Genomic DNA, 26,841 nt, shown 5'->3' with positions numbered 1-26,841 from the left:
GTCTGGTACGGAAAGGCGACCGGGGTCAGGGCGCGTTACTTCCATGATCACAGGGGGTTCGGCGACGAGAGGTTCGATATTTTCGACGATCTCCATTGCTTCTTGTACTCGGGTCTTGATGAGGGCGCGGGCATCCACTGGTGCCATGTGGAGCGCACATAATTCGCCCAGGCCTTCTTTTACAGGTGCTGTGACAATGTTATTGACCCAGCGCTCGGATTCGGTACATGCGTGCAAATCGCCCGATGTAAAGACCCAGGGAATCCCCAGATGGCCACACAAATAAGCCGCCATTTCCATCTCGCCGACTTCGGCACCATTGACGCGATAGATCATCCTGCGGCTCATCGAATGTGCGAGACATCCGTTGGGCGTGCCAGTCATCGCATGCATGCCCAGTTGGATCAATGCGTCAAATCTGGGGGATAATCCCGGCAGCCAGCAGGGGCGGTTGACACCCTGTACGAGTTTTACGCCTGAGATCAATTCTTCTGACAAGATGGTGCGCCCCGCTCCATGTGCGTCATTGATGATTATCTCTTCTACACCCGCTGCAAATAGTCCTTCGGCTGCGGCGTTGACTTCACCTGTCAATAATCGCTGCATCTCTGCGCGGTCGTACACGCCTTTTGCCGTTGTCGCATCTTCCCGGTGTCTCGGATCCCAGTCATCTACTCCGGCTGAACCTTCCAAATCGGTCATCATGTAAACGGATTTTACGGACATGGGGTTCTCCTTCACACGTCAATCACGCACAATTGGCAAATTTCAGATGCGTCGCTGGCGTATAGAATCTGCGAGCTATCTTGCCGCCATACCGGGTGCAGATGGGTTCCGGCATGGGAGTGGTCGAAGACCGGGAGTTCCAATAGTGTTTCAATAGTATCGGTTTCGACATCTACAAGCAGGAATTTGGCTTCTTTTGTCGTGTGGTTCACGACATCTATGACAATGTATTTGCCGTCTGGAGAAAAGGAGGGATGTCCCGATCCCTTTGCGCAGGTTACAGCCAGACGCTCTTCACCGGTTTCCACATCGGTCAATATCAGTTTATTGCCCGGTGAGCCTTCAAATGGGCTGTTGGTCAGTATTTCTCGACCATTGGGATGCCACAGCGGGTGGTTGCCAAATTCTCCTACGCGCTTGAGATTTGAGCCGTCGGCATTGATGACGTACACATCTTTCACTCTGGGAAGTTCGCCGTATTTGCGGTCAAAATGGATTTCGTTGGTGAATACAAACATCATCCGAATGCCATCGGGCGACCATTTGGTGTGCTTGACAAACAAATGCCAGTCGGCAATTTCATCCCGGCGGGGATGGAGTGCCAGACAATCGGCGAGGGTTGCGAGTTGTTTGGATTCCCCTGTTTCTAAATCCTGCGCGAAGACACCGTGTACATCCTTCATTTTTGGCACGTCGTCTTCGGCGTAATCCCCATGCATTGTGTGATAGGCATGCAGGTGTCCAGCAGGTGAAATCATCCGCAGGTCTCCGGGATGCGTACCCGATATGCCGGTGTCCGGATCGACCCATCCGATCAAACGGGTTTCGCGGTCCCGATCCTTAAAGTAGATCCGCGACCCATCCGACGCCCATTGCGCCAGCGCGCCGCCATTGGCGGACATCGCACGGGATTCGGCTACTTTGTGCAAGTTGTCCCCATCGGCATCCACGACGCAAATATCGCCCACCTTTGAATCGGGTGCATCCATGCGGCTAAATGCAATGCGCTCATCTACGGGAGACCACGGGGGTAGATCGTAATACCCATGCACCGACCGCCGCGCATTCGTCGTCAGTTGCAATACGCGCCTTCCAGTCGGATTTATTACTTCAATAGCTTCGGACGTTATGGTATCAATTGCCATGTTATATCCCTCCAATATCGACATTGTTACCTGACCTTATGGGCTGTAATAGTTCCAGGTCATCTTGCTGCGGCGGTAGTGGTCTTGCGACCACAGGCGCTGACGGTCAGAACCCCGATTCTCAGACTCGTTGAAGTAGATGTGGAGTTGGTTGCCGTGCAAGACGATCAGCTCTTCGCGCCAATCTCCAGCCACATCGCCCACATAGAGCCGGTCGGCCTTTTCCTCAAACCGGTGGAGAAAGCGCCCGCTAAGTGGATCGAAGATGCCAATATCCCCGGAGATATGGCGCTCTTTGGCTGCGGCAAGCTGTTTTCGGTCACCCGTCCAATCGATCTTGTGGATGACCTCGACCCCTCTTGTGGTCCAGCCCTCGGGTGCTACATCGTCCATCTGGTAATCCGCGATTTTCTTTCCCTGCGCGTCAAAAACAAAAGGCTTCTGATGCTCGTTATAGCGGCTCCGACACCATATCTCCAGGCCTGGTCGCTCCAGGTCGAACTCGCCGACCGCCGCATTCTGGGGTTCCTGGTGGCGAAAGTGCGTTTCCCAGAAGAGTTGTTCGTGGTTGTAGAGGAAAATGCGATTGCCGCCCCCTTCTTCTAAGGCGACGATTTCCAAGCCCGGTATATCGGGCCGCACGTCGTAGATGAAGATCGAGTCGATGTGACCTTTTAGGGGAATCCGCAGTAAAATTTTGCCATCGGCAGAGACGACCGTAGCGCCGATCACTTCGTCTTGTCCATCTCTATTCAGATCCGCCAGCCGTGCGCCGTTGTGGGCGCAGGCAACGAAATCGTCGCGTTCCCACAGGGGGACAAAATGTCTGCGCCGGAGATCGGCCAGCGCATAGGCCGCCAGAAAGCGCCCCATGCGGTAACCTTTGGCATTGGTGGCCTGGAGGAGTAAATCTCGATCTCCCGCGCCACGGAAATTGGCTACGACCAGGTGCTCCCAGCGTTGGGCGCCTTTGGGGATGGGCGGCTTTGCGGTCCACTGCTCGCGCCCTGTCGTGCCATCAATTACGTGGAGCGTGCCATCCCGGGTAAGGAACAGCACTTCGACCTGTTCATCGCCATCGACGTCTGTAACCTGAACACCTGGGCCGTGATGACCGGGTAGGCCGACGCGCTCTGAGGAGCCGCCTACACAGAGGTCGGTTTCGATTACCCAGAGTTTGCGGCCATCGTGGGAGTGAGCTGTGAGATGATTGGGAACGGTGACGAGGTAATCCATGCGTCCATCGCCATTCAGATCGGCGACAATGAGGCCGCCAGCTGAATCCGTAGGGCCGGGAACGTCCAATTGGATGACGAATGGATTTACGGGGTATTCAGGCCAGTGAGACCGCATGTTCCCAGTGGTGGAACAACTGGCTATCATCAACAGCGTCAGAAGACTTTGCAATGCCAATGTGATTATTCTCATATGCTTTCTCTTATTTCTTTTTGGCAACCGTCCCTTCCACCTTTTTATTTCCCGCCTGCAACCGCGCGGCCTGGCTGGCAGAGCCGATGTGCATGTTGTTATACGCATCTTCTGAGGATTTGAAAGGTCCGTCATAATTCTTGCGGCCGTGCCAGTTCAGGTTTGTGTACATGGGATTGGTATGCCCCACTTCTTTTTCGCGTTTGGCAATATAGGCTTCCATTCGCCCGCGCAACAGGGCGACCATTTCGGGTTCCTGATCTGCCAAATTCGTGGTTTCGCCCGGGTCCTGAATCAGATTGTAAAGTTCCACTTCGGGCTTAAAATGGAAGTCGGGTTCCAGTGCCACGATCAGCTTCCACTCGGGGGTGCGCCAGCCGTGTTTTCGCATCCATGTACACTCGGTGATATAAAATTCCGATTCGTGCGTGTGGCGTTTTCCCTCAATCATCGGAATCAAGCTGCGTCCGTCAAATGCGATGTCTGTTTTTATGTCTAAGAGTTCCAGGATCGTCGGTGTCAGATCTTTGTGCTGATTGTAGCCCTTTACGCGCACGCCTTCGGGCAATTGCCCGGGCAGGCGCATTGCGAGGGGTACTTTCAAGGTGCATTCATACATCCCGTGGTGATCAAAATAACAATCGTGCTCGTCGAGGGTCTCGCCGTGGTCGCCGTTGATTACGACGAGGGTATTATCTCTCAGGCCCAGTTCATCAACACGGGTGAGCAGGTGCTGGATACACGCGTCCATATAGGCGATTTCACCGTCGTATTGCGCCACCACAAAATCGGCGTCGGTAATGCCTGGTGGCATCCAGCTCAAATGGAAATCTCGAAATGGCTTGAATGCTTTTACCGGTTCCATGGTGGTTTTGGACGGGTCGCACGGGTCTTTGCTGTAGAACATCGAATCGTACGGTGGCGGCGGCAAATAGGGCGCGTGCGGATCCATGTGTCGCAAAAATAGGAAAAACGGTTTGTCGCCCGCAGCCAGGCGTTCCAATTCGGGCAATGTCACTTCGTTGAGCAATTCGGCTTTGCGCAGCGGACGTTCGTCCCAACTTCCCCAGGCTCTAAAGTTCACATATTCGTCAAAGCCGCGAGAACTCGGATTTCCCGTAAAGCCCACACACACGGTTTCATAGCCTTCTCCGCTTAAAATTTCGGGCAAGGTGGTGACATCTTCTGTCAACCCGCCGCGGTGGCGCAGTGCCACGACATCAGTCGAAAAACAATCCATGCCCGTGAGCATTGACGCATAAGCCGGTGTGGTGGGGATATGCGCGCTAAATGTGTTTTCGAACAAGACGCCCTGTGTGGCAAATTTGTCGATGTGCGGCGTTGTGAGCCGATTATAACCATAACAACTCATGTGATCCGACCACAAACTGTCGATTCCAAATAAGATTACATTCTGTTTTGCCATGCTATTCTCCAATTAAAAATTTGCGACAATTTTTCTGAATCCATCGCCATAAGCTTTCAAGGTTGCATCTGCATCGTGATCGCTGCCGGGCTTGTGGATTACTTCCACGGAAAAGAAGCCGTCAAATCCGGCATCATGCAATAATTTTAAGGGCGTGACATAGTCCAGGTCGCCTTCCCCGAGACCGACTGTGGCAATTTTTCCATTTTCGGTGTCATAACGCCCGTCGTGTGCGTGCAGGTGTTTGGCCATTGCGCCAATTGTCTGCATGGTTTCTTCTGGTCGCTCCATATAGCGCTGCGTGTGCATGAGGTCCCACAAGACGCCAAGGTTGGGGTGATTTACCTTTTCTACCACTGCGCGCACCTGGGTCGAGACACACCATTCGTCGTGTGTTTCCATCATGACAATGACGCCGCGTTCGGCCGCGTGATCCATTACGCGCTTGTATGCTTCTGCGGTGCGGTTCACCATCCAGAATACTTCGCCTTTACCGCGCGCGCCGCCAAATGTGCGAATCAATCCGGCACCCAGATCGGCCGCGAGATCTATTGCGGCGTTGGCCTCGGCGATGGATTTGTCCAGGTCTGCTGGATCTTCTGCGGCAAATTTTGCCCCGGTAGCTACGCAGGATATTTTTAGTCCGGCATCTTCCATTTTCGCCCGGGCTGCATCTCGGTCAGCCGCAGACATGTCCAGTTCAAAACCCGAGGCGTGTCCCCATCCCGCGCGGGGTTCCAATCCTTCGAATCCATGGCGCTGCATTCCATCGATGACCTGCTCGATAGACCAATCCGGACACACACTCGTCATTGTTCCCAACCGAATCATCATCTGCTCCTTTCCCATTCCAGTGTTGTTCTCGAAATATCGATGCTTAACCTAATGCCATACTTCCACTATCGCAAGCGGAAAAGGAATCAATAATAATAGATCGATTTTTTTTACTCTGTATGGAACGCGCGAGACTATTTTCTGATCTAAGGATACAAGACCGGGGATCGTTTCTGCATGGATGTGGAGAAGGTGTAGCCACATTCCAGGACTTAGCAGTGCGGGTTGTCGGCCTTTTTTATGTGTACAAACTATAACAATTTTAACAATTTATTACAATTTTTATGGGAACGAAGTGACCTGCGATTTGTTTAAAATACTGTAGCCGCAAAGTGCGGCAGATTGATGGTACAGATCGGATTTTGGTTCCGGCCGGACAAAATGTGATCGATGCCTGAGAGCGGTTCACAGAAATTCAACAGTGAGGAGCAAGGCCATGAAAAAGTGGATGACATATAGCATCGCGCTGGCACTGACATGTGCCCTGTGGGGCGGTCAGGATGCGGAGGCGGCAGGACCTGTATTTGTGGATGAAAATGCCGATGGTATTGATGATAATGTGCGAACGTTGTATCATCGTGGGCGCAGGGGTGTGTTGGGACAACGCGGCACATCTTCGCAACTGACCAAAGAGCAACGCGCAGAATTGAAGACTCTGGTTGACGGCTTGAAGGAATCGGATACGTCGCGGGAAGATATTCGCGCGGCAGTGAAGGCCAAATTGGAAGAATGGGGTGTTGAATTTTCCGGACGCCCGGACATTTCTCCCGGTCTGGCAGAGTTGCTTACCGATGAGCAGGAAGCAGAGCTCAAGACGTTGATTGATGGCTTGAAGGAATCGGATACGTCGCGGGAAGATATTCGCGCGGCAGTGGATGCGAAGTTGGAAGCGTGGGGTGTAGAACGTCCCGAACGCGGTTTGGATGCGCTGTTGACTGAGGACCAGGAAGTTGCGATCAGGGTTCTGGTTGAGTGGCTGAGAGCAGAGGGTAAATCCAGGGACGAAATCCGCGCTGCTGTGAATGATCAGCTTGAAGAATGGGGTATTGAACGTCCCGAGCGTGGACTGGCAGCCGTGTTGACCGATGAGCAGGAAGCAGAGCTCAAGACGTTGATCGACGGCTTGAAGGCATCGGATACGTCGCGGGAAGATATTCGTGCAGCGGTGAATGCGAAGTTGGAAGCGTGGGGTGTTGAGCGTCCCGAACGCGGTTTGGAGGCCCTGTTAACCGATGAGCAGGAAGCCGAACTCAAGACGTTGATTGAAGGCTTGAAAGAGTTGGATATATCCAGGCGAGTCATTCGCGCGGCGGTGGATGAGAAATTGGAGGAGTGGGGTGTAGAACGTTCCGAACGCTCGCGAGGCGGGAAGCGCGGGCAGGGGCGGCGGGGTGGACCCCGGGGCAGAGGTCATAAACCGCCATCCACAAGTTCGGGATAATTCACAGGTTCATGGGGAGGGGTATCTGCCCTTCCCCGTTTGATAAACCCATCGCTATAAAAGGGAATGCGTATGAAACGACTGTCAATCTTTGCCTGTGTGTTGCTTTTGGGACTGAAAACAGCAGATGCAGATGTGCTTACAGATGTGACTGTGGGAACGATTTACGATACCAATGTGGATGGTGTTTATGGGGGAGCGAGTGCTTTTGTGACGCAACTTTCCGCTTCTGTGATGCGACCCGTGGAGATGGATGCTTCATATTTGCGGTTCTTTTTTTCGGGCGATGGCTTTTTGTTTGGTCACAATGGCGACAGGACATTTGCCACCAATCGGTTGGGCGTGGATTTTGCGCGCAATCTGAATAGCGGTGCGCGCGATAGGATATTTGCGGGTTTTTCGCTGGCTGCGCGTGCGAATCGCTCTATTTACGATGTGTATGATTATGCCGGGCTGGCGGGATACGTGCAGGGTAAATGGTATAGCGACGAGAATACGATGAAGCGGGTGGGATATCGGCTCAACTGGCGGTCGTATCCAAATTTGAATGTGTCGCGTTATGTCGATCATTACGCGTCTTTTCAGATTAACCATTTTTTGCCCACGCGCACGACATTGAGGGGCGATCTCGGTTTGGGCTATAAGTTGCGCGAGGGGGCTGAAGGACAGGTGGTTTTGGGTTTGCAGGTGGCGCAATCTCTGGCAGATCATACGGGCTTGCGGGTGCGCTATCAGCGGCGCATCAATTTGCGGGCTGCAAATGATGCACCCACGCGATTTAATGCACTAATTTACGGCGATGACGATATATTAAAGGATCGCTACGATTATAGCGGCGATCAAATAACTGCGCGGCTGACCCAGCAATTGCCCTTACAGGTTCGGTTTATTCTGGAAGGCGGGTATGAAAAGCAGTCTTATAAAGACGATCTGGCACGGGATGTCAGTGGCGCGATTTTGCAAGGGGGCGCGTTGCGCCAGGACGAGTACTCGTTTTTTGACGCGTTTTTGGAGTTGCCTTTAACGCAGCGCGTGACAACGGAATTTGGATATGGTATCTCGCGCAATTTTTCAAATGACGAATTTTATCACTACGACAGGCGACAAAGTGTATCTTTTGATTTGACTATCGAGTTTTAGGCGGGAGATTTTCTGTGCCCAATTGGTCAACATGCGATGATAAATTGCTCGTTGGGTATGCTCAAAAGGGGCATACAAAGGCGTTTTCTGAATTGGTGCGGCGTCACCATGTGCGGGTTTTTCATACGGCGTTCGGTATGGTGGGTAACAGGGAAGATGCCGATGATCTGGCACAGATTGCGTTTATTAAGGCGTTTCAGTCGCTTGATCGATTTAAAGGACAGGCGTTGTTTTCAACCTGGTTGTATCGTATCAGTATCAATTGTTGTCTGGATTGGATTAAGTCGCAACAGCGCAAATACGATGTCAAGATGGATGATGAATGGTGGTGCAGGCAAGCAGACGATGAAGCCCTGTTTTCAGGTCCAGAGCGAACGGACTACGCGGTAGAGCAGGGCGAGTTGCGCGATGTTTTGACACAGGCGATGGCGCAGATGCCGCCCATTTTTCGGTCTGTGCTGGTGCTGCGCGAGTTGAATGGGCTGTCGTATCAGGAGATTGCCCGTGTTGAGGGATGTTCAGTGGGTACTGTAAAATCGCGTCTGTTTCGGGCGCGCGCCCAACTTCGCAAATTGTTGAGGCCGTTTTACAAGGCGCTTGTGGCATAACAGGAGGCATATCAGTGGATGATAAGACGGAGAGAAGAGCGTTTTTGACACAGGCCCTCGCGCTTGTGGGGGGGTGCATGTGTGCCGGATGGTTTTCAGGATGTGAGAATGATGTGTTGAAGTCGTCTGGTGTGAGTGTGCAATTTGATGTGGGTAGTGCGCCTGCGTTGGCACAGGTGGGAGGGTCTGTGAAACAAGCTTTTGAAGGGCAAAACGGCGGCGCACCCGTGATTATTTTTCGCCGTGCTGAAGAAGATTTTGTGGTTTTGAGTTCTGTGTGTACACATGAGGCATGTGAGGTGGATTTGCCGGGGGAACGCGATCCACAAATCTGGTGTTCATGTCATGGGGCGAGATTTGACAGGACGACGGGAGCGGTTTTGCGAGGACCTGCTTCTGCACCTTTGCCGCGATTTGAGAGTACTTACGATAACGGGACACAGACGTTGACGATTCTATTTTAAGACGAGTGGCCTGATAATAATAGCAAAAAACCGATCTCTGAAGTTCTAGTGATCGGTTTTTATTTTTTATTTTATGAATACTGAATTGCGCTATATTGTGATACATCGCATAAACTCGTCCATTGAGAGGAGCGGAAAATGTCTGATCTGACAATTGACGGTGGTCCCAGAACTGTTACCGCTTTGATGAATGATTCGTGGCAAGATGTGAGCGATTTGGAGAAGCAGTACGTCAATCAGGTTCTGGATAATAAAGATGACGCTTACGCGCAACTCGACAAGTTCGAAGAAGAGTATCGGACTTTTGTGGGAACCAAACACGCGCTTTGTATGTGCAATGGTACCGCGACTTTGCACTCGGCGATTTTTGCCGCGGGTGCATGCGCCGGGAAAGAGGTGATTGTGCCCTCTGCGACGTGGCACGCGACGATTACGCCGATTTTGCACTGCAATGCCACGCCGGTGTTCTGCGAGGTAGATCCAGAGACGTTTTGTGCCGATCCCGAGGATGTGAAGAAGCGGATTACGCACCGCACCTGCGCGATTGTGGTGACGCATCTTTACGGCAATCCAGCAGATATGGATGCGTTTTTAGATATTGTAAAGGGGACCGATATTGCGCTGATTGAGGATGCGTCCCATGCCCCGGGGGCGATGTGGGGCGATAAGATGGTCGGCTCTATTGGGCACATCGGGTGTTTTAGCCTTCAGGAAAAAAAGCCGGTATCCGGGATAGAAGCGGGTATTGCGACTACGAATGACGATGATCTCTACGATCGCATGCTGGCCCTGGGACAGTGCGGTCGGTGCGACGCGCTGTGGCAGACGGATCGCTTTAAGGCGCTTCGCAATATGGGGTTGGGCGTCAAATACCGCGCAAATCCTCTGGGTATTGCGATGGCTCGCGCGCAGTTGGAGCGCTTGCCGGGGCTAAATGAGAAGCGGATGGCCTGGTTTGGGCGAATGGATAGTCTGCTCAATGAAATTCCCGGTGTGGCTCCGCAAAAGACATATCCCAGGGCGAAGCGAGGCGGCATGTTGCTCTACTCGGGAACGGTTGATCCCGATTTGTTTGGTGCTCCGCTTCCTATTATTATAAAAGCACTGGTTGCGGAAGGGGTGTACGTCGCAGAGACGACGGCGTGGGGGTATAGTGCGATGCACCTTGAGCCGCTTTTTAACGATTTTTCGTTCGATGGTTTGGGCGGGCCGTGGGCGGATTTACCCTCGGAGGCGAGGCGGCCTGTGTGCAATTTGCCGGTGAGCGAGCGGTTGCAGGACAGGAGTTTTTGGCTCGCTACGCCGGTTTCGCCCGCTGCCGAGTGGGTGGAGCAGACCGCACAGGCATTTGCCAAGGTGGTGGCCCACCGCGAGCGTTTGGTTGAGATTGCGAATGGATTTTGATTATGCACTTTTTACTTCTTTTTCTTTTTTTTGCGTTTTTCCCATTGCAGGCGACTGCTGAAGAGGGACGCGTGTCTTCGGAAGGCAGTCTCTCGCTCGGCGTTGATGCATGTAGTTTTCGCGGAGACGATGGTCCTTATGAAGAGGTTGTTATCCGTTTTCCCGCGGCGCAACTCGCGTTTGAAGCACGGGGAGATAGCCTTTTTGTTGCGCGTTATGTGCCGCATCTCGAGTTGTTCGATGAGAATGGCAATTCGGTCAAGAGGATAGAGGGCGAGCGCGTTTTTTCTCCTGCAGAGCGGATCGACGATCCGGAACACTTTGTCTATGATATCGCGCGATTCCAGGTTCCTGCGGGGTATTATCACGCGGTTCTAGAGGTCAAAGCCGTGGGCAATGACCGCCGGGGCCGGGCGGTGTTTTCCATTGAGGTGCCCGAGTACAAGACGGGTCAGCTCGCGTTTAGCGATCTGTTTTTTGTAGATCCGTCTTTTCAGAATTTTGATGCGGAGCCCTTTCTCAAGGCGGGGCATGTTCTTTTACCGTCGCCCGAGCGCGAGGTCAGAGATGGCGCGCCCCTGCACTTTTATGTCGAGCTTTACGAGATCGGGCGGCTCGCCCACAGTGTGCGTTTTCAGATTCGCGACCGTTTTGGTCATATCGTTTTTGACCATCGGCGAGAGTTTCCCACATATCGCGCGGATGCAAAATTTGTCGAGGGGATTCCGCTGCGCGGGTTGCCGCCCGGGACATATACGCTGCGCGTTGAAGCGCATGCTGGTGAGCAGGTTGCGCGTACACAGCGCGATTTTCGCATTCTGGGTTCTCGCGTTGAATTATCGCTTACGGCACAGCAACAGGTTCTTATGGAGAAGATTCTGGCGCGTTTTTCAACGCCAGAGGCTGTGGGGGAATACGCGAAAGTAGATGTGGAGGAACGCGCAGCTTTTATGTACGGGCATTATCTCGAACGGGTGCCACTTTTCGCACAGACGTATATCGCACCGGTCGTGGGATTGGGCAATGGCGAGATGGGGATGGCGATGTTGCGGGCGATAGGTCTCGAGGGAACGCTCAAGAAGCGCGTTGACAAGACGTTTGGCGAGCGTTTGCCCGAGGCTGATACACTTGCGGTACGAATGGCGCGTGATATGGTCGATTTTGTGCTGGAAGAAGATCCACATGATGCACAGGCGTTGACTGCCAGAGCGTTGATCGCGCTTGAGCGTGGTGCGCTGATCGAAGGCGAGGTTTGGGTACGAAAGGCACTCGGTGTTGCCCCCGATTTGCCCGAGGCGCGCAATGCTATGGGTATTGTGAGGATGGGGCGCGGCGATTGGAATGGCGCTGTTGAAAAATTTCAAGAGGCGGCGTATTGGACAAATGCAGAACTGGCGCGTTTTCTCGCAGGGAAGGGCGAGGGTTTGGAATATCTGAAGGCGGCTGTTGAACGTGATTCTACCTATCCTTTTCTCTATTATATGATGGGGCGCGTGTTAGAGCGCAGGGGTGAACTTGCCGAGAGTGCGGCTGCATATAGTCGGCAGATTGAAGTAGATCCCCTGTTTGCGCGCGCGCGGTTTGACTTTGGGCGCGTGTTGTTCAAGCAAGGACGTATTGATTCGGCTACGGTTATTTGGCGAGATTTGATGGAGGCGCGATCCGATTTTCGCAGTTTATGCGTGCATCCACTGCTGGAGGCGTATCTCAATATTGGGGAAACGGGCAAAGCGCACGCGCTGATTGCAGAGGAGTTGCGCACGCTTAGCGATGAGGCGCGCGTACGCGTGGAAGATATTTCACTCGTGGCAGGTCCAGAGGAATTGGCGGAGTACGAGCGTCTGGAACCCGAGGAGCGGGCGCAGTTTGTTCGGGTCTTCTGGCAAAAACGCGATCCCACGCCGGCAACACCTGGCAACGAGCGGCTGGTGGAGCACTATCGGCGCGTTGTTTATGCGTTGCAGAATTTTTCAAAGGATGGACGAAAATGGGACAGGCGCGGCGATGTATATATCCGCTATGGCGAACCCGCGCATGTGAGTAAAAGATCGGATATTCGGTTTGAGACAGATGCGGGGGTGGTGCGGGTAAAGGAGCGGTTGATAGCGGCGCTGTCGCCAGAGGCCAAGCAGGAGATTATCGCGCGGATAGGTCGGTTGCGCACATCGACGCGCGATGTTGAAATCGAGACTGAGTTGGCGGAAACCGTCTCAATCAGCGATTTCGAGTCTATCGATTTTGAGATGAATCCCAATCGCGTGTTTTTTGCCAGGAGAACTGATGATGTGAATACTTATGTTCGCGGCAAGGAACTCTTCGGGCGGGATCGTCCGGGCATGAGTGAGCGTCCGATGCGGGGGATACCGCTTTATCCGGTCAATGGAAGTGAGCCGTGGGAGTACTGGATTTATCCGGATGTGGGCGGGGGTATTGAAGTCGTTTTTACGGCGTTGACGCCGAAGGGCGATTTCGATTTTCCCGATGTTTCGCAGGGGCGAAAAATTGCGCGGTTTAACCAGAGGTTTTGGGAAGATACGCGGCCCGAGGTCGTTATTTCACGGGCGGTGAGCGCGCAACCCGATCGCTATGTACCCGTTGGCAAGGGCGTGCTGGATTTTCACTATGCTTCGGCAGATTTCAGGGGCGCAGATGATAAATCTCGGCTGGAGGTGTATTATGGGGTGCCGGTTTTAGATGCGATTGATGATGGGGGAGAAGAGGTCGTTTTTGAGCGCGGTATCGCGCTTTTTGACAGTAGCTGGACTCCGGTTTATCGCAGGCTGGATCCGATGCCGGTGCGCGTGGAGGAGGGCGGTGTTGAGGCCGGTACACTGGCGATAGATGAACTCGCGCTTCAGATTTTGCCCGGGCGATATTATTTGGGACTTCAGATCAATCATCCCTCTTCTGGTCGTCGGGGTGGATATACGCAGGAACTCGTGGTAGAGGATTATGCGGTCGCGGGGCTCAAGATAAGCGATATAGAGCTTGCGGGAAGGGTGCAAGTAGATGCTTCGGCTACGGACAAAGGTGGCGTCGAGGTTATTTCACTGCCGTCGCGCACCTATAAGACAGGGCAGCCAGTTGTTATTTATTACGAAGTTTACGATTTGAAAATCGACGATTTTGGACAGACAAAATATCGCGTGGATTACCGCATTACGCCCCGGGAAGGCAAACTCAGCGGCGTGCAGGTTCTGCGGGCACTGGGGCGCTTGCTCGGTATTGAAGAAAAGGCCGTTGTTACGATTTCTTATGAGCGGACGGGTACGGGGTCTGACGAGTACAATTATCTGGAGATTGACCCGGGCGAGTCAAAACCGGGGCGTTATGAAATTGCGGTAGCAATTACCGATTTGAATGGCGCGCAAACCGCTGAGAAGACGGTGATGTTTTTTATCAGTGAGTGAGGAAGTTTTATGACGGTACGCGCCTTTCTCATCGGATTGTTCATATCTGTTCTCGTCAGTTTATGGCCTTCTTATACCACGTATATTCTCCGATCTGCGCGTGCAGATTACGCGCATCTCTCCGTTGCAATTCTCCTTCCTTTTCTCTTATTGCTGTTGGTCAACCTCTATTTTTCTCGCAAAAACAAGGGGCTTACGCCTTCTGAGCTTATTCTCATCGCTTCGATGGGGATGGTTTCTGCTCTGACGCAGGGCGAGTGGCTCGCGGGATATTTTCTCGGCGTGATTACGGCACCGGTCTATTTTGCCTCTACCGAAAATGGCTGGGGAGATACATTGCTTACGCGTTTGTTCGATTGGTCTGTTGTTTCCGACTATCATGCTGCGGTTGCTTTTTACGAGGGTTTGCCCGCAGGGGCGGCTTTTCCCTGGGGTAGCTGGATCGTGCCGATTTTCTGGTGGGGGTGTTTCTTTTTGGCGTTTTTTGCTGCCAATTTGTGTCTTATGGTGGTGTTTCGGCGGCAGTGGATGGATTACGAGCGTTTGCCTTTTCCTCTGGCTGCGGGTTTGCTGGAACTCACGGGTGAACACGGGCAACGGGGCACGCTGATGGAGTTGTTGCGCAATCCGCGTTTCAAGATCGGTTTTTTTGTGGCTTTTTTAGTTTTTTCATGGGATATCGTTTCCTGGTTTACCGAGTTGATTCCGCCGCTTCAGGCGAATATTGATCGGCAAATTTTTATCAGCGAGGGATTTCCCTATCTGCGGTTTAAGACAAATCCCCTGACGATTGCGTTTGGCTATTTTACGGAGTCCAATGTGCTGTTTAGCATCTGGTTTTTCCATCTGGTGATGGTGTTGCAAGTGGGGCTGATGAATCGTTTGGGATTTGAGATGGGGTCGCCCGATCCGTGGTGTTCTTATCATCCGGCCGTGGGATGGCAGAGTTTTGGTGGCTTGCTGGCATTTGTTTTATGGGGTCTGTGGATTGCGCGAGATCATTTGTCTGCGGTTTTTCGGAAGGCGTTTACTTCGCGCGGGGGCGATGTGGATGATTCGGGTGAGCTTTTTTCGTATCGCACTGCGGTATTTGTCTTTCTGGGTTGTGTTCTGTTCAGTGTGTTGTTTTTCTGGGAGCTCGGGCTTTCGGGGTGGGCAGCGCTGGCTTTTTGGAGTGCGACGCTGGTGCTTTACCTCGGTCTGGCGCGTATTATTGTGGAGACGGGGCTGATTTATTTGAGAACGCCGATTACTGCACAGGCTTTTACCTGGCATGTTTTGGGGATAACGGGTATTGGGCCGATGCATGCGATGGCGCTGGGTCTGGCGTACACGTTTTTTGCCGATGCAAAGACGATTGGCGTGACTACGCTGGCGCATATTCCGCGTCTTGGTGGGGCTATGAGTCTCCGCCGCCGGAGGCTTGTGCCGCCTGCTGTGGGCATGGCGTTTATCGCTGGCGCGCTGGCGGTTTTTGTGTTTATCATTTATCAGGGCAATTACACGGTGGGGAGTTATAATTTTGGCAGTGTGAGTTTTAATGGCTCGGGCGATGGGGGGATTGGGGTGTGGCTTTTGACTGCCAATCGCATTCGGAGTAATGCGTTAGAGACGGACTGGATGCGTCTGGGTTGGCTGGGGTTTGGCGCGATTTTTACGCTGGGGCTGTACGCGCTTCGCTACCGTTTTCCGGGGATTGCATTGCATCCCATCGGTTTTGCGATTTCGGCATCCGATGTTTTGCGCAGCGGTATTTCGTCGATTTTTATTGTGTGGGTGTGCAAGACATTGATTTTGCGCTTTGGGGGTCTTGAGAGTTACCGGCGCAATACGCCGCTTTTTATGGGGTTCGTGGTCGGTTTTTTGGCGGCGATTGCCTGCGGTGCTATTGTAGATTTCATCTGGTTTCCCGGTCAGGGGCACAAGATTAATGGTTGGTAGTTTTGGGGGATTATGCAAATGAAGAGTGAAAAAACAGCGGCGCATCCGCTGGCTCAAACCGTTGCTGAGTTGCGTTCTGGACAGCGGGATTTGAAGGATTATGTTGCGGACTGTTGCAGACGCATTGATGAATGGGATGGAGATATCCGGGCGATGTTGCCAGAGGCGAATCGTCTGCAGCGCCTGTTGCATGATGCGGCTGGGCTTGTGAGCAGTGGTGAGATTCCGCCGTTGTTCGGCACTCTGGTTGGGGTCAAAGATATTTTTCATGTTGAGGGGTTTGAGACGCGGGCGGGTTCTGGTGTGCCGTCAGAGGTTCTCACGGGTCCCGAAGGCGGGTGTATAAAGGCTTTGCGGGAGGCGGGTGCGTTGGTGCTTGGCAAAGCGGTTACGACGGAGTTTGCGTGCTTCAAGCCGGGGGTAACGCGCAATCCCCGGAATCTGAGTTTTACACCGGGTGGATCGAGTAGTGGTTCGGCGGCTGCGGTGACGGCGGGGTATTGTCCGCTGGCGCTCGGCTCGCAGACTATTGGTTCGGTTATCCGTCCGGCTGCGTTTTGCGGGATTGTCGGTTTTAAGCCGAGTTATGCGCGTATCGATATTTCCGGATTCGTTCATTGCTCTCCGTCGGTCGATACGATTGGGATGTTTACACAGGATGTCGCGGGTATGGAGATGGCGGCTGCGGTTTTGTGTAGTGGATGGCGCGCTTCTGTTGCGAGGTTGAAAAAGCCGGCGTTGGGAATACCCATAGGTCCTTATTTGGATCAGACAGAATCACGGGCGCGGGCGGATTTTGACGCGCAGATACAGGCTCTTAGAACGGTAGGATACAATGTCGTGGAGGTGCGGATGCTCGACGATATTGCCGATATCAATGACCGGCATCGCAATATGATGAAGGGGGAGATGGCAGAGGTTCACGCGCCGTGGTTCGACAAATACGCCTCGACTTATGATGCGGGTACGCGTGCGCTGGTCGAGGAGGGGCGCGCGCTTTCGCAATCCGAGATCGATGTGGGTCGAGTGGGACGCATAGAGTTGCGCGCAGAGGTTGAGTCTTTGATGCAGGCTGAGGGGATAGATCTTCTCGCCTGTCCGGCGGCGACGGGCGCGGCACTGAAAGGACTGGGGAGTACAGGCGATCCCTGCATGAATTTGCCCTGGACGCATACGGGTATGCCGGTGATCGCTTTGCCCGCGGGGCTCGCGTCCGATTCGGGTATGCCTCTGGGGATTCAGTTTGTCGCCCCGTTTCACCAGGACGAGGCGTTGCTCGCCTGGGCGGCACTTTTGGAGCGGGATCTTTAGCATTTTAGCCATAGGAGTTAAAAAATGAAAGCAGCTATTCTCCACAAACCCCACACCCGTGTTTCTGTAGAAGATGTGGATATTGAATCTCCGCATGAGGGAGAAGTGCTTCTCGATATTGTCGGGGCTGGGGTTTGTCACAGCGATTATCACTATGTGGATGGGCATGTAAAGCCTCGCGGGCTTCCTCTGGTTATGGGGCACGAGGGCGCGGGGGTTGTTAGAGAGGTCGGTCCCGGTGTGACCAGTGTTCAGGTTGGGGACAAGATTGTTCTTTCTCTCGATGCGATGTGCGGCTATTGCCGGAATTGCAGCGAGGGCAGTCCGGCGCTTTGTGAGACACATCCAGGAGGTGTGCCGAGTCGCATTTCCAAAAATGGGACGGTTTATTACCACGGGCGGCCCACATATACCGAGCAGTCAATTGTATCGGCGGATGCGTGTGTGAAGGTGCCGGATGATACAGATCTACGGGTAGCGTGTCTGATTAGTTGCGGGGTGATTACGGGTATCGGCGCTGTGGTGAATCGCGCGAAGGTCGAAGCGGGCGCGACAATGGCTGTGTTCGGCTGTGGGGGCGTCGGTCTCAATGTTATTCAGGGGGGTGTTCTCGCTTCGGCGGGGAAGATTATCGCGGTGGATAATGTGCCGTATAAACTGGAGTTGGCAGAGCAGTTTGGGGCGACGCATTTTGTGAATGCGAATAGGGAAGATCCGGTTCAAAGGATCATGGAGATTACGGGCGGTGGAGCGGATTATGCGTTTGAGGTCGTCGGGTTTCCCGCGCTGGTGAGGCAGGCGTTCGCGTCGGTTCGAATGACGGGAACCGCAATTGTGGTGGGGGTGCAGCCGACTGGGGAGGATATATTCATCAATGGTACAGATCTTTTGCGCGACCGCGCGATTATGGGTTCGTGGCACGGTGCTGCCCGCGCCCGCGTTGATTTTTTGTGGATTCTGGATCTCTATCGACAGGGGAAGATTAAATTGGACGAGTTGATATCGCGCTTCCGTCCGCTGGATGAGATCAATGAGGCGTTTGAAGATATGGTTCAGGGGAAAGTGGCGAGGACAGTGCTTGTGTTTGATTGAGGTGAGATCAGGTAAAATAAAAATAAGGAAAAATGCGATGAGTCTTCCAACTGTTCCATTTGGACAATATCAGATCAGTCGTCTCATTATGGGCGACAATCCGATCTATGGATATGCACATTTTAATCAGTTGCTTTCGCAACACCAGCAAGAAGCCAATACATCGGATCAGGTTATGGCGACCTTGCGTCGCGCAGAAGAAGTGGGTGTTAATGCCTGGCAAAATACGCTTACCGAACGCTCGGCTGCCGATCTTCAGCGATACCGCGATGAAGGGGGTTCGATTCATTATTTCTGTCTCAGCAGAGGTGGACACTGGTATGACGATCCTTCACTGATCGACGAAGCCGCCAAACACAATCCCATTGGTATGGCACCTCATGGAAGCGGTGTTGCCGGGCGGTGCTTTCAGGAAAATCGCCTGGACTATCTTCGGGATATTCTCAAGCGCATTCGCGACACGGGTGTTATGGTCGGTTTATCGGTACACAATCCCCGCATTATTGAGATTGCCGAAGAAGAGGACTGGGATATCGACTATTACATGACTGCGCTGTATTATTTGCAGGGGGCACGCGAAGAATTTGAACAAAAATTTGGTCATCAACCCCTGAGTGAAATCTATCTCCGCGAACACCGCGACCGCATGTGTGGTATTATTCGCAGCACTGATAAGCCGTGTATTACCTTCAAAGTTCTCGCGGCTGGGCGCGCTATTAACTCCAGAAATCAGATTCGCGAAGAATTTGATTTTACGCTTAAAAATATCAAATCTAATGATGTTCTTCTGGTGGGGATGTATCAAAAGTTCAATGACCAGCTTGGCGAAAATGCGGCGATGATAGCTGAGTTGTGTCAGTGATAGTGCAGTTTGTGGTGGAAGACTACTTGCAGTTGATACCACACAGAGGCTTATAGCAAGATTGGAGTTACCCCGCTTCGGTGGAGAGTTTAGGGCTTGTGTATCAAGCCTGTGATTGATGCAGCTTTTCACTGTCAGGAAACAGCAAATTGAGGTTTTCCTATCGTGTAATACCATTAACGCTACAGGGTGCAAGCTGGGGTGCAAGCTGGGGTGCAAGTTGGGGTCCAAGTAGGGGCCAAGTAGGGGTCCAAGATAGAGCTGGAGGTCGGAAGATTACAACTTCATAGGGTAAGTCACAGGGCAAGTCGTAAGGCAGTCCGAGGTTAGAAAAAAAGAAGGCGACATGAGCGAGAGCCAGAACATCGAATGGAAAGAGACGTGGCGGGACGAATACCTGAAATGGGTCTGTGGCTTCGCCAACGCTCAGGGCGGCGTACTGGAGATCGGTAAGAATGACCGGGGTGAGATGGTCGGAGTGAAGAATATTCTCCGATTGCTCGAAGAGATTCCCAATAAGGCTCAGGCATTGCTTGGCATCGTGGTTGACGTGAACCTGAAGTCGGAAGATGGCGGGGAATATCTGGAAATAGCGGTTGATCCCTATCCAAATCCAATTAGCTATAAGGGCGAATTTCACTATCGAAGTGGCAGCACCAAGCAGGTGCTCAGAGGCGCAGCACTTAGCCGATTCCTGTTGCAAAAATATGGCCGAACATGGGACGATGTGCCTTTGCCGGGCGTCGATCTTGAGGATCTGGATAGTCGTATCTTTGATGAGTTTCGCCAGCGGGGTGCTGACAGCGAACGCTTGCCACGGGACATTTTGAACGAATCCGATGAGGAAGTCATCGAAAGGCTTCAGTTGCGAGAGGCAGATTTCCTGAAGCGCGCCGCGGTAATGCTTTTTCATCCAGCGCCGGACAAGTTCGTGATGGAAGCCTATGTAAAGATCGGCTATTTTCGCGGTTCGGAACTGCTGTATCAGGATATTGTCGAAGGCGATCTGTTTACTCAGGTCAATCGGACAATGGACTTATTGTACACAAAATATACGAGGGCATTGATTTCCTACGATGGCGTTTACCGTGTGGAGACCTTTCCTGTACCGCGCGAAGCTATGCGCGAAGCGGTAATCAATGCCATCATTCACCGCGACTACGCCAGCCCCACCACGATTCAGATTCGCGTGTACGACGACCGGATCTCGATCTGGAATGCGGTGCAGTTGCCGCCTGAATGGGACGCTGGTCAACTTACCGGGGAATTTTCGTCAAGACCGTATAACCCGCGGATTGCCTACGCATTCTTCCGAGCCGGAATGATCGAAGCCTGGGGACGAGGCATTCGGCGGATCGTGGACATCTGCAAGGAGGCTGGCAATCCCACGCCAAAGTGGGAGTTGGAACCGGGCGGCGACGGTCTGTGGTTGAGGTTCCCCTTCTCCTCCGCGTATCAAGTGACCGATTCCCCTGTTGGTAGTGCCTCTACCCCTAAGACTATCCCAAAAACTAACCAGATGCCTACCCAAGAAACTACCCAAGAACGAATTTTGGCCTTACTCGAAGCCGAGCCTGAACTAACTCAGCGTGTTTTGGCCGAACGTGTTGGCCTTACGCCGGATGGGGTTAAGTACCACTTGACAAAGCTGCGTGCTGCTGGAGCCATCCGTCATGTCGGATCGACCAAAGCAGGTCGATGGGAGGTGGTAAAAAAGACTACCCAAGAAACTACCCAAGAAACTACCCAAGAACGAATTTTGGCCTTACTTGAAGCTGAGCCTGAACTAACTCAGCGTATGTTGGCCGAACGTGTTGGCCTTACGCCGGATGGGGTTAAGTACCACTTGACAAAGCTGCGTGCTGCTGGAGCCATCCGTCATGTCGGATCGACCAAAGCAGGTCGATGGGAGGTGCTAAGGTGAGTTTCTTCAAAGCAAGGAAGTACGGGGATATAAGCACTTTAGGCCAATGAAAAATTTGTTCGCCCATGAAGACTGGCGTTATTGAATGGAATAGAGAGAATAATCGCGTTTATTATTTTTATACTGTTGTAGAGAGTGAAATTTCACTAAGAGAGGCAAATTCAAGTGGATATTAAGTGGGAGCGGAAAGACGGAGTCTTGATTGCACTGCCCAGTGGTCCTATTGACAGTATCACTGCTTCTGAATTGCATAGTGCCCTGGAATCTGGAATTGATCCGGGAGAGCAGGCATTGATCATGGACTGTGAACAGGTATCCTTTATCAGCAGTGCGGGAATTCGGATTTTTCTGATCTTTGCCAGGGAATTTAAGGCATCGGGCAAGCAATTTGGAGTTTGCGCCCTATCGGATCCAATTCGCAAGGTTATGGCGCTCGGGCGTTTTGATCGGTTGGTCGCTGTCTATGACTCTCAGAAAGAGGCTCTTAACGCATTCAAGAGCAGTTGATCTACTAAAAGATGCTCGCGCTATTCGCTCATGAAGACTGGCGTTATTGAACTATAGAGGATCGAAATAGGTCAGGTCAGCGCCGTGATTCTCCATCGCGAGTACGGAGTCTCCTTTAAGGCGGACTTTGATGTCGCGTGTGCGGTGTTTCAATACGATTTCGCGCTCGGCGAGGGGAAAGCGTATTTCGATGGGGGTGTTGACCGAAGGTTCGGGGATTAAGAGATAGCCATTGGAGTACGTGGAGCGGTCGGCGATATCGGACGGATTGACCCAGGTTGGGATGCGGACATATAGAGGTCCGGGGGATTTGACGGTGATTCTCAGGCAGTCATTTGTGTAGGGTGATTCGACTTTGATATGATCGGTTTCACAATCGAAATGGAGATTCACCCGGTGGATCGAGGATTCGGTGCGTACGGCTTCGCGCAGGACTTCGCAGAGTGAGCCGACGCCTCCGCCTACGATGTCTGTATTAAAGCTGATCCGCTCGAAGCCGAGGGGCGCATGACCATAGGGGGCGGGGAAGCCGAAGCCGCCGAGATGCCGGTCTGCGACCTGGCGAAGCCCGTCTATGTTGTGCGGATTGGGCGGGTCTTCGATGAAGCTGTTGTCGCGCAATTGCGAGGGCAATATGTGACATCGCGTGATGCGTTCGGCGTCTTCGAAGTATTCGGTATATCCCTTTCTGCCCAGTACCAGGGCTGTTTCGACAATATCGCCCGTGTTGTTGATCTCTCCGCGGTTGGGACTCGCATTATCTCCACTATTCTCGATTACCCATCCAATTTCATCGCGGATTTCCCACAGTCCATTGTCGTAAAATGCCTTGACCCGGTTGAGCAATTGTGCGTCGTCGAGAAGGTCTGCGAGTTGGGCGAGCGAAGACATGACGCAGGTTGTCGAATGGGTATGCGGTCCGAAGCTCTCGCGGTCGTAAGCGCCCGATTCGAGGAAGAATTCGCGGGTCGTCTTTTCTTTCAGGATTACGGCGAGTTCGAGCGCAGGCCCATAGCCCGTGGCGCGGTAGTATTTGACCAGGGGACCGATTGATCGCGCGATTCCGGTGATGAAGGTATTTTCGCGCACTTCTATGCCGTGCTCATTCCCAAGGCGATTGAAGTCCCAGCCCGAATCCGGTTTGAATAGTTCGAATATGTCCCGGATGCTGTTTTCGGCGATTTCGCGAGCGCGATCGGAGTTTCGATATTTGACCAGCGAGTACAGGGCGTGGAAGCCTTCGCGCACATTGTGGGTTGTGAAGCTGTTGACCGGTCCATCGATTTCCGTGCGGTTGAGGGGGAGCGCGACCGGTCCGCTGTAGGAGAAGAAGGCGGCGTTGGCGTGTTTTTCAATGGCATCGGGATCCACAGAGATGCCGCCTGCATCTTCGGCGTTGAGCAATGCGTTGAGGTGTCGGCCAGGCACGTGCGATTCTGTGTGGACGCCGCTGAACCGCAGTTGCGGATTTGGGCTGACTTCGGAACTGAAGAAGGGTATGTCGTTGTCGTCCGCGTTGAAGACATTGCTCATCATTCGGCAGCCCAGGCGGATTGCGTCGGTGATGTCGGTGGTGTTGATGTTGGAGAGTTTCATTTTGTGAGGGCCTGTTTAAGGGTGGATTTCACGGGGATTTGATATTTATAAATCCCTTTTTTTTTGTAAGATAATGGGTGAACTTTCACTTGACAATAGGAATTGGAGTCTATAAACTTATATTCGGTGTAGAGCTATAAAACAGTATTGTTTTTTCGTCGCAGTTTTTTCACCCCCAAAGGAGGTAGAGCATGAAGAACGTTTACAGCGATGTTTTTCGTCCGCCGGGATTTTGGGTGGCACTGTTGTGTACAGTGTTGCTTGCCTTACCGGTTGGGTTGCATGCACAGACCACGGGGAAGATCGCCGGGCGCGTTACAGACGCGGATTCTGGCGAGCCGTTGCCTGGAGCCAATGTCGTGGTGGTAGGTACAAAGATGGGCGCGACGGTCGATGTCAACGGCGAGTATTTTATTTTGCGCGTGTCGCCGGGCATTTACGAAGTGCGAGCTTCTCTCGTGGGTTATCAGAGCGTTTCCAAGACCGAGGTGGAAGTGCTTTTAGACCGCACCGCGACGGTTGACTTCCAACTCAAGGAATCGACGGTCGAGTTGGACGCTATTGTGGTGACAGCCGATCTCGATCCGGTTCAGATGGACGTATCGTATGCGCAGCAGGCGATTACGCAGGAGCAACTCGAGACAATTCCCGTTGGTGCGCGCATTCGGGATCAGGTTGCCACGCAGGTGGGTTTAGATAAAGATGCATGGGGTATCACCATTCGCGGTGAAAACGCCATGAACATCGGTTTTAATATGGACGGCGTGACCGCGGCGGACAATCGCCATCAGCGCGCTTATACATCTTTTTCAAAGACCGCGATCAAGCAGGTTCAGGTGCTCACAGGTGGTTTTAATGCCGAATACGGGAATATCCGCGGTGGCGTCGTGAACTTTGTGACCAAAGAACCCAGCCAATTTTTTATTTCTGCAGAAGGTACGTACAATCCCGCTGGCAAGAAGCACTTTGGGCCAAATCTTTATTCTGAAGAAAACTGGTGGGATGTGGGGCGTTTTCAGTCCAATAGTCCTACCGAGGACCGCAATGGAGATGGTGAGCCGGACTTTATTGGCTGGAATCAGGAACTCGCAAATCGCACAGCCGGTGGCACACAATGGACGGCTGGCGTAAGTGGCGATCCCATTACCACTGTTGAGCAGGCCAGAGGGATATGGGCCTGGCAGCATCGGAGTCATGACGGAGACGATCCGTATGCCGATGGTCCGTTTAACGCAAACCCGGAAGACCGCGATTACGATTATTTGTGGGATATTACGGTTGGTGGCCCAATTTTGAAAGACAAGGTGGGATTCACGGCGTCGAGCCGCAAAGAGCGCATGGCCTATCCCTTTGATGTGGGCACGGTTTCTTATCGGGACAATACCACACAACTCAAGCTGACGTTTACCCCCACGGCCACGACCAAATTGAGTGTGCAGTATATCCGGGGGTTCCAGCACGGGAGCCATCAGGGCAATAATGTGGGCGTGCCACAGCGCACACAGCAGGCGGTTTTTGAGAACTACACCCATTCGCGCATGTTTATGCCCGCTGCCGATTACCAGAAGATGCAAATTGAGCGCAATCACGGGTTGGTCTCCTGGACACACACTTTGTCGGCCAAGACGTTTTACAACTTGACGGCGCGGTTTGGGAATGTGGATTGGACTACGCAATGGCATCCGCAAAAACTGACCAACGCGCCCGCAATGGCCATCCACACAGATGGTTCGATGGAACAGGTTGATGAGAATAGTGCCGATGCGGCCAGATCGCGGGGTGCCGTGGTTCTAAACGAAGCGCCCTTTGGCTGGAATTACAAGCCCGGTGGTCAGGATATTCTCGGTCTTTTCCTAATGCAGGGCGGTGGCGGCAATAGCCGCGCAGGCGACTGGTCCACCATGGATGATCTCGATATTACGGCTGATTTCACCAGCCAGATTACCCCGCATCACCAGATTAAAGCCGGTGTGCAGGTGCATCACTTCAATTTGCACGAAAATCGGGGTATGGTGCCAGCCGCAGTTCCCGAGTTCAGCGATCCCATTTACAAGGATGAGTACGAAGGCCCGCGCGTCAGTTCAACCGATGACGTGGTCTTTCCGTGGACCGGGCGCAGCGATCCGGACCTGCCCAGTGGTGGCGATATCAACGGGGATGGCGTTTTCAATGAATCGGATGTGCCGTCGGGCGGCGCTACGGGTGACCACAACAACTATTTTGTGAAAACCCCGATCTTCGGCGGCGTCTTTTTCCAGGACAGGATGGAGTATCGCGATATCGTAGTCAATGCCGGTGTTCGTCTGGATTGGCATCGCCCCGACCTTTATTTTGACCTTCCAAATGAAACCCATTTCCCGTGGTTTGGCAGAGATGCCGAAGCTGTTTATCGCGCGGTGCGCAAGGTGCGCCCGCCAACTGATTGGGCTTTCAGCCCCCGTTTTGGCGCGTCTTATCCGATTACGGATTTGAGCAAAATGTTCATCAACTACGGGCACTTTAACCAGATTGTGAACACACGCGATATGTATCGCACGCAGAGCGGTTTGGGACAGTCGCTGGAGTTTTTTGGCAATCCGTGGATGAAGATGGAGCGCACGATTCAGTATGAAATGGGATATGAACGCAGCTTCCAGGGGCAGTATCTTTTGACGGGAACGGTTTATTTCAAAGATGGCGAGAACGAAGCCTGGCCCGCCGTGCGGATCAGGGGCGCATTTAACACGGGCGCTCCTCGCAACACGCAAAATGCCTTTGTGACTGATGCGCGCGGGCTGGAACTGAAGTTGCAGAAGACGCGGGGCCAGTTCTTTACTGGTTTCTTGTCTTATGATATTCGCCAGGCGCGGGTTCGCAACACAGCGTGGCAAGATATCCGCGATGCGAAGACGGTTTCAACACCTTCGATAACCGTGCTTGAGGGTAACCCGAACAATGCCGCGCCGCCATTCAAGGCAAAGCCTCAGATAAAATTGGGCGGCAATTTCCGAACGCCCCTCGATTACGGCGGCGAACAGCGGATGCTCAAGGGCGGTTGGAATTTCGGTTTCTACCTTGATCGCGAGGCGGGAGAGTGGTTCAACTACAATCCAGGCAATGCAGATGCTTCGCTGATCAATGTGCTCAACGCGCAGTGGGTCGATGAATACGCCGCGCACCTGCGCATTTCCAAGATGTTCGATATGCCGGGATCGCCTATGCTGTTCGTAGAGATTTCCAACCCGCTCAACTTCCAAAATACGCACACCCTGGGCGGCGGCAATCGCAACGACCTTTTTGGGACTGCGCCCGAAGACACGCCCAGAGGTGGCGTGGGGAGCTTCAGCGGTGGGCAGGCCTTTGTATATCAAGGCACGAGTACTGGCAATCGCTTCCGCGCGTATATGGAATCGATAGGCTGGACAGTAGATTCAAATGGCAAGTTGCAAGAAGGCAAGCGACCGGGTACCGATGTCCTGGATTTTCCGGATATGCGACGTCCTTCGCTCCTCTTTAGCGACCGGCGAGATATTACGTTTGGCGCCAGGTTTAGTTTCTGAGAAGCTGTTTTAATTTCTTGGGACCTACCCCTCCTTCCCCGTT

Annotated in this window: 19 protein-coding genes; 13 read left to right on the top strand and 6 right to left on the bottom strand. The window is 52.9% G+C overall.

Annotated elements, in window-relative coordinates; translation table 11 throughout:
• The 5 genes from OXH16_14740 to OXH16_14720 all read right to left on the bottom strand — a co-directional run.
• A partial coding sequence (locus OXH16_14740) for a M55 family metallopeptidase (GenBank protein ID MCY3682656.1) occupies window positions 1–726 on the bottom strand: 726 nt, incomplete at its 3' end.
• A gap of 11 nt (window positions 727–737) precedes the next feature.
• The gene (locus OXH16_14735; GenBank protein ID MCY3682655.1) at window positions 738–1,871 is read right to left on the bottom strand and encodes a hypothetical protein; all 1,134 of its coding nucleotides are present in this window, start codon (window positions 1,869–1,871) and stop codon (window positions 738–740) included.
• Between the two features lie 36 nt (window positions 1,872–1,907).
• Entirely contained in the window at window positions 1,908–3,299 is a 1,392-nt protein-coding gene (locus tag OXH16_14730) for a hypothetical protein (protein ID MCY3682654.1), read from the bottom strand.
• 10 nt (window positions 3,300–3,309) lie between these two features.
• Entirely contained in the window at window positions 3,310–4,725 is a 1,416-nt protein-coding gene (locus tag OXH16_14725) for a sulfatase (GenBank protein MCY3682653.1), read from the bottom strand.
• A 12-nt stretch (window positions 4,726–4,737) separates the two neighbouring features.
• Window positions 4,738–5,559, bottom strand: a complete 822-nt coding sequence (locus OXH16_14720; GenBank protein MCY3682652.1) for a sugar phosphate isomerase/epimerase — start codon at window positions 5,557–5,559, stop codon at window positions 4,738–4,740.
• 436 nt (window positions 5,560–5,995) lie between these two features.
• On the opposite strand from OXH16_14720, the gene OXH16_14715 reads away from it, so the two are divergent.
• From OXH16_14715 to OXH16_14660, 12 genes are all read left to right on the top strand, one after another.
• Window positions 5,996–7,000, top strand: a complete 1,005-nt coding sequence (locus tag OXH16_14715; protein ID MCY3682651.1) for a hypothetical protein — start codon at window positions 5,996–5,998, stop codon at window positions 6,998–7,000.
• A gap of 72 nt (window positions 7,001–7,072) precedes the next feature.
• Window positions 7,073–8,140 (top strand): hypothetical protein, encoded by a 1,068-nt coding sequence (locus OXH16_14710; protein MCY3682650.1) that lies wholly within the window; start codon window positions 7,073–7,075, stop codon window positions 8,138–8,140.
• A gap of 14 nt (window positions 8,141–8,154) precedes the next feature.
• Entirely contained in the window at window positions 8,155–8,748 is a 594-nt protein-coding gene (locus OXH16_14705; protein ID MCY3682649.1) for a sigma-70 family RNA polymerase sigma factor, read from the top strand.
• 14 nt (window positions 8,749–8,762) lie between these two features.
• Window positions 8,763–9,212: a Rieske (2Fe-2S) protein gene (locus tag OXH16_14700; GenBank protein ID MCY3682648.1), complete on the top strand. Its 450-nt coding sequence runs from the start codon at window positions 8,763–8,765 to the stop codon at window positions 9,210–9,212.
• A 138-nt stretch (window positions 9,213–9,350) separates the two neighbouring features.
• Complete coding sequence (locus OXH16_14695) at window positions 9,351–10,616, top strand: DegT/DnrJ/EryC1/StrS family aminotransferase (protein MCY3682647.1); 1,266 nt, start codon at window positions 9,351–9,353, stop codon at window positions 10,614–10,616.
• 2 nt (window positions 10,617–10,618) lie between these two features.
• Complete coding sequence (locus OXH16_14690; protein MCY3682646.1) at window positions 10,619–14,026, top strand: GWxTD domain-containing protein; 3,408 nt, start codon at window positions 10,619–10,621, stop codon at window positions 14,024–14,026.
• 9 nt (window positions 14,027–14,035) lie between these two features.
• Window positions 14,036–15,967 carry a hypothetical protein gene (locus OXH16_14685; protein ID MCY3682645.1) on the top strand — a complete coding sequence of 644 codons (1,932 nt, stop codon included), beginning with the start codon at window positions 14,036–14,038 and terminating at the stop codon, window positions 15,965–15,967.
• Window positions 15,968–15,985: 18 nt separating this feature from the next.
• Complete coding sequence (locus OXH16_14680; GenBank protein ID MCY3682644.1) at window positions 15,986–17,278, top strand: amidase; 1,293 nt, start codon at window positions 15,986–15,988, stop codon at window positions 17,276–17,278.
• Window positions 17,279–17,302: 24 nt separating this feature from the next.
• Window positions 17,303–18,370, top strand: a complete 1,068-nt coding sequence (locus OXH16_14675; GenBank protein ID MCY3682643.1) for a Zn-dependent alcohol dehydrogenase — start codon at window positions 17,303–17,305, stop codon at window positions 18,368–18,370.
• A 37-nt stretch (window positions 18,371–18,407) separates the two neighbouring features.
• Window positions 18,408–19,232, top strand: a complete 825-nt coding sequence (locus OXH16_14670) for a hypothetical protein (GenBank protein MCY3682642.1) — start codon at window positions 18,408–18,410, stop codon at window positions 19,230–19,232.
• A 346-nt stretch (window positions 19,233–19,578) separates the two neighbouring features.
• Window positions 19,579–21,156 (top strand): winged helix-turn-helix transcriptional regulator, encoded by a 1,578-nt coding sequence (locus OXH16_14665; protein ID MCY3682641.1) that lies wholly within the window; start codon window positions 19,579–19,581, stop codon window positions 21,154–21,156.
• 165 nt (window positions 21,157–21,321) lie between these two features.
• The gene (locus OXH16_14660; GenBank protein MCY3682640.1) at window positions 21,322–21,663 is read left to right on the top strand and encodes an STAS domain-containing protein; all 342 of its coding nucleotides are present in this window, start codon (window positions 21,322–21,324) and stop codon (window positions 21,661–21,663) included.
• Window positions 21,664–21,714: 51 nt separating this feature from the next.
• Here the strand turns inward: OXH16_14660 and OXH16_14655 are convergent, their stop codons facing one another.
• A complete protein-coding gene (locus OXH16_14655) occupies window positions 21,715–23,259 on the bottom strand; it encodes a hypothetical protein (GenBank protein MCY3682639.1) in 1,545 nt (514 codons plus the stop codon).
• 191 nt (window positions 23,260–23,450) lie between these two features.
• Here OXH16_14655 and OXH16_14650 point away from each other — a divergent pair, with 191 nt between their 5' ends.
• Window positions 23,451–26,798: a TonB-dependent receptor gene (locus OXH16_14650; GenBank protein ID MCY3682638.1), complete on the top strand. Its 3,348-nt coding sequence runs from the start codon at window positions 23,451–23,453 to the stop codon at window positions 26,796–26,798.
• Window positions 26,799–26,841 lie beyond the last annotated feature (43 nt).

It is taken from the genome of Gemmatimonadota bacterium (assembly GCA_026705765.1).
In the GTDB taxonomy this organism is placed as follows: Bacteria; Latescibacterota; UBA2968; order UBA2968; family UBA2968; genus VXRD01.
Note: the sequence above shows the minus strand (reverse complement) of the source record. Positions and strands in the feature narration are given on the sequence as shown.

What these genes read in the sequence shown, in the direction of transcription:
- OXH16_14735 (MCY3682655.1), bottom strand. Translation starts at nt 1,871, where the DNA reads ATGGCAATTGATACCATAACGTCCGAAGCTATTGAAGTAATAAATCCG.
- OXH16_14730 (MCY3682654.1), bottom strand. Translation starts at nt 3,299, where the DNA reads ATGAGAATAATCACATTGGCATTGCAAAGTCTTCTGACGCTGTTGATG.
- OXH16_14725 (MCY3682653.1), bottom strand. Translation starts at nt 4,725, where the DNA reads ATGGCAAAACAGAATGTAATCTTATTTGGAATCGACAGTTTGTGGTCG.
- OXH16_14720 (MCY3682652.1), bottom strand. Translation starts at nt 5,559, where the DNA reads ATGATGATTCGGTTGGGAACAATGACGAGTGTGTGTCCGGATTGGTCT.
- OXH16_14715 (MCY3682651.1), top strand. Translation starts at nt 5,996, where the DNA reads ATGAAAAAGTGGATGACATATAGCATCGCGCTGGCACTGACATGTGCC.
- OXH16_14710 (MCY3682650.1), top strand. Translation starts at nt 7,073, where the DNA reads ATGAAACGACTGTCAATCTTTGCCTGTGTGTTGCTTTTGGGACTGAAA.
- OXH16_14695 (MCY3682647.1), top strand. Translation starts at nt 9,351, where the DNA reads ATGTCTGATCTGACAATTGACGGTGGTCCCAGAACTGTTACCGCTTTG.
- OXH16_14690 (MCY3682646.1), top strand. Translation starts at nt 10,619, where the DNA reads ATGCACTTTTTACTTCTTTTTCTTTTTTTTGCGTTTTTCCCATTGCAG.
- OXH16_14685 (MCY3682645.1), top strand. Translation starts at nt 14,036, where the DNA reads ATGACGGTACGCGCCTTTCTCATCGGATTGTTCATATCTGTTCTCGTC.
- OXH16_14680 (MCY3682644.1), top strand. Translation starts at nt 15,986, where the DNA reads ATGAAGAGTGAAAAAACAGCGGCGCATCCGCTGGCTCAAACCGTTGCT.
- OXH16_14675 (MCY3682643.1), top strand. Translation starts at nt 17,303, where the DNA reads ATGAAAGCAGCTATTCTCCACAAACCCCACACCCGTGTTTCTGTAGAA.
- OXH16_14670 (MCY3682642.1), top strand. Translation starts at nt 18,408, where the DNA reads ATGAGTCTTCCAACTGTTCCATTTGGACAATATCAGATCAGTCGTCTC.
- OXH16_14665 (MCY3682641.1), top strand. Translation starts at nt 19,579, where the DNA reads ATGAGCGAGAGCCAGAACATCGAATGGAAAGAGACGTGGCGGGACGAA.
- OXH16_14655 (MCY3682639.1), bottom strand. Translation starts at nt 23,259, where the DNA reads ATGAAACTCTCCAACATCAACACCACCGACATCACCGACGCAATCCGC.
- OXH16_14650 (MCY3682638.1), top strand. Translation starts at nt 23,451, where the DNA reads ATGAAGAACGTTTACAGCGATGTTTTTCGTCCGCCGGGATTTTGGGTG.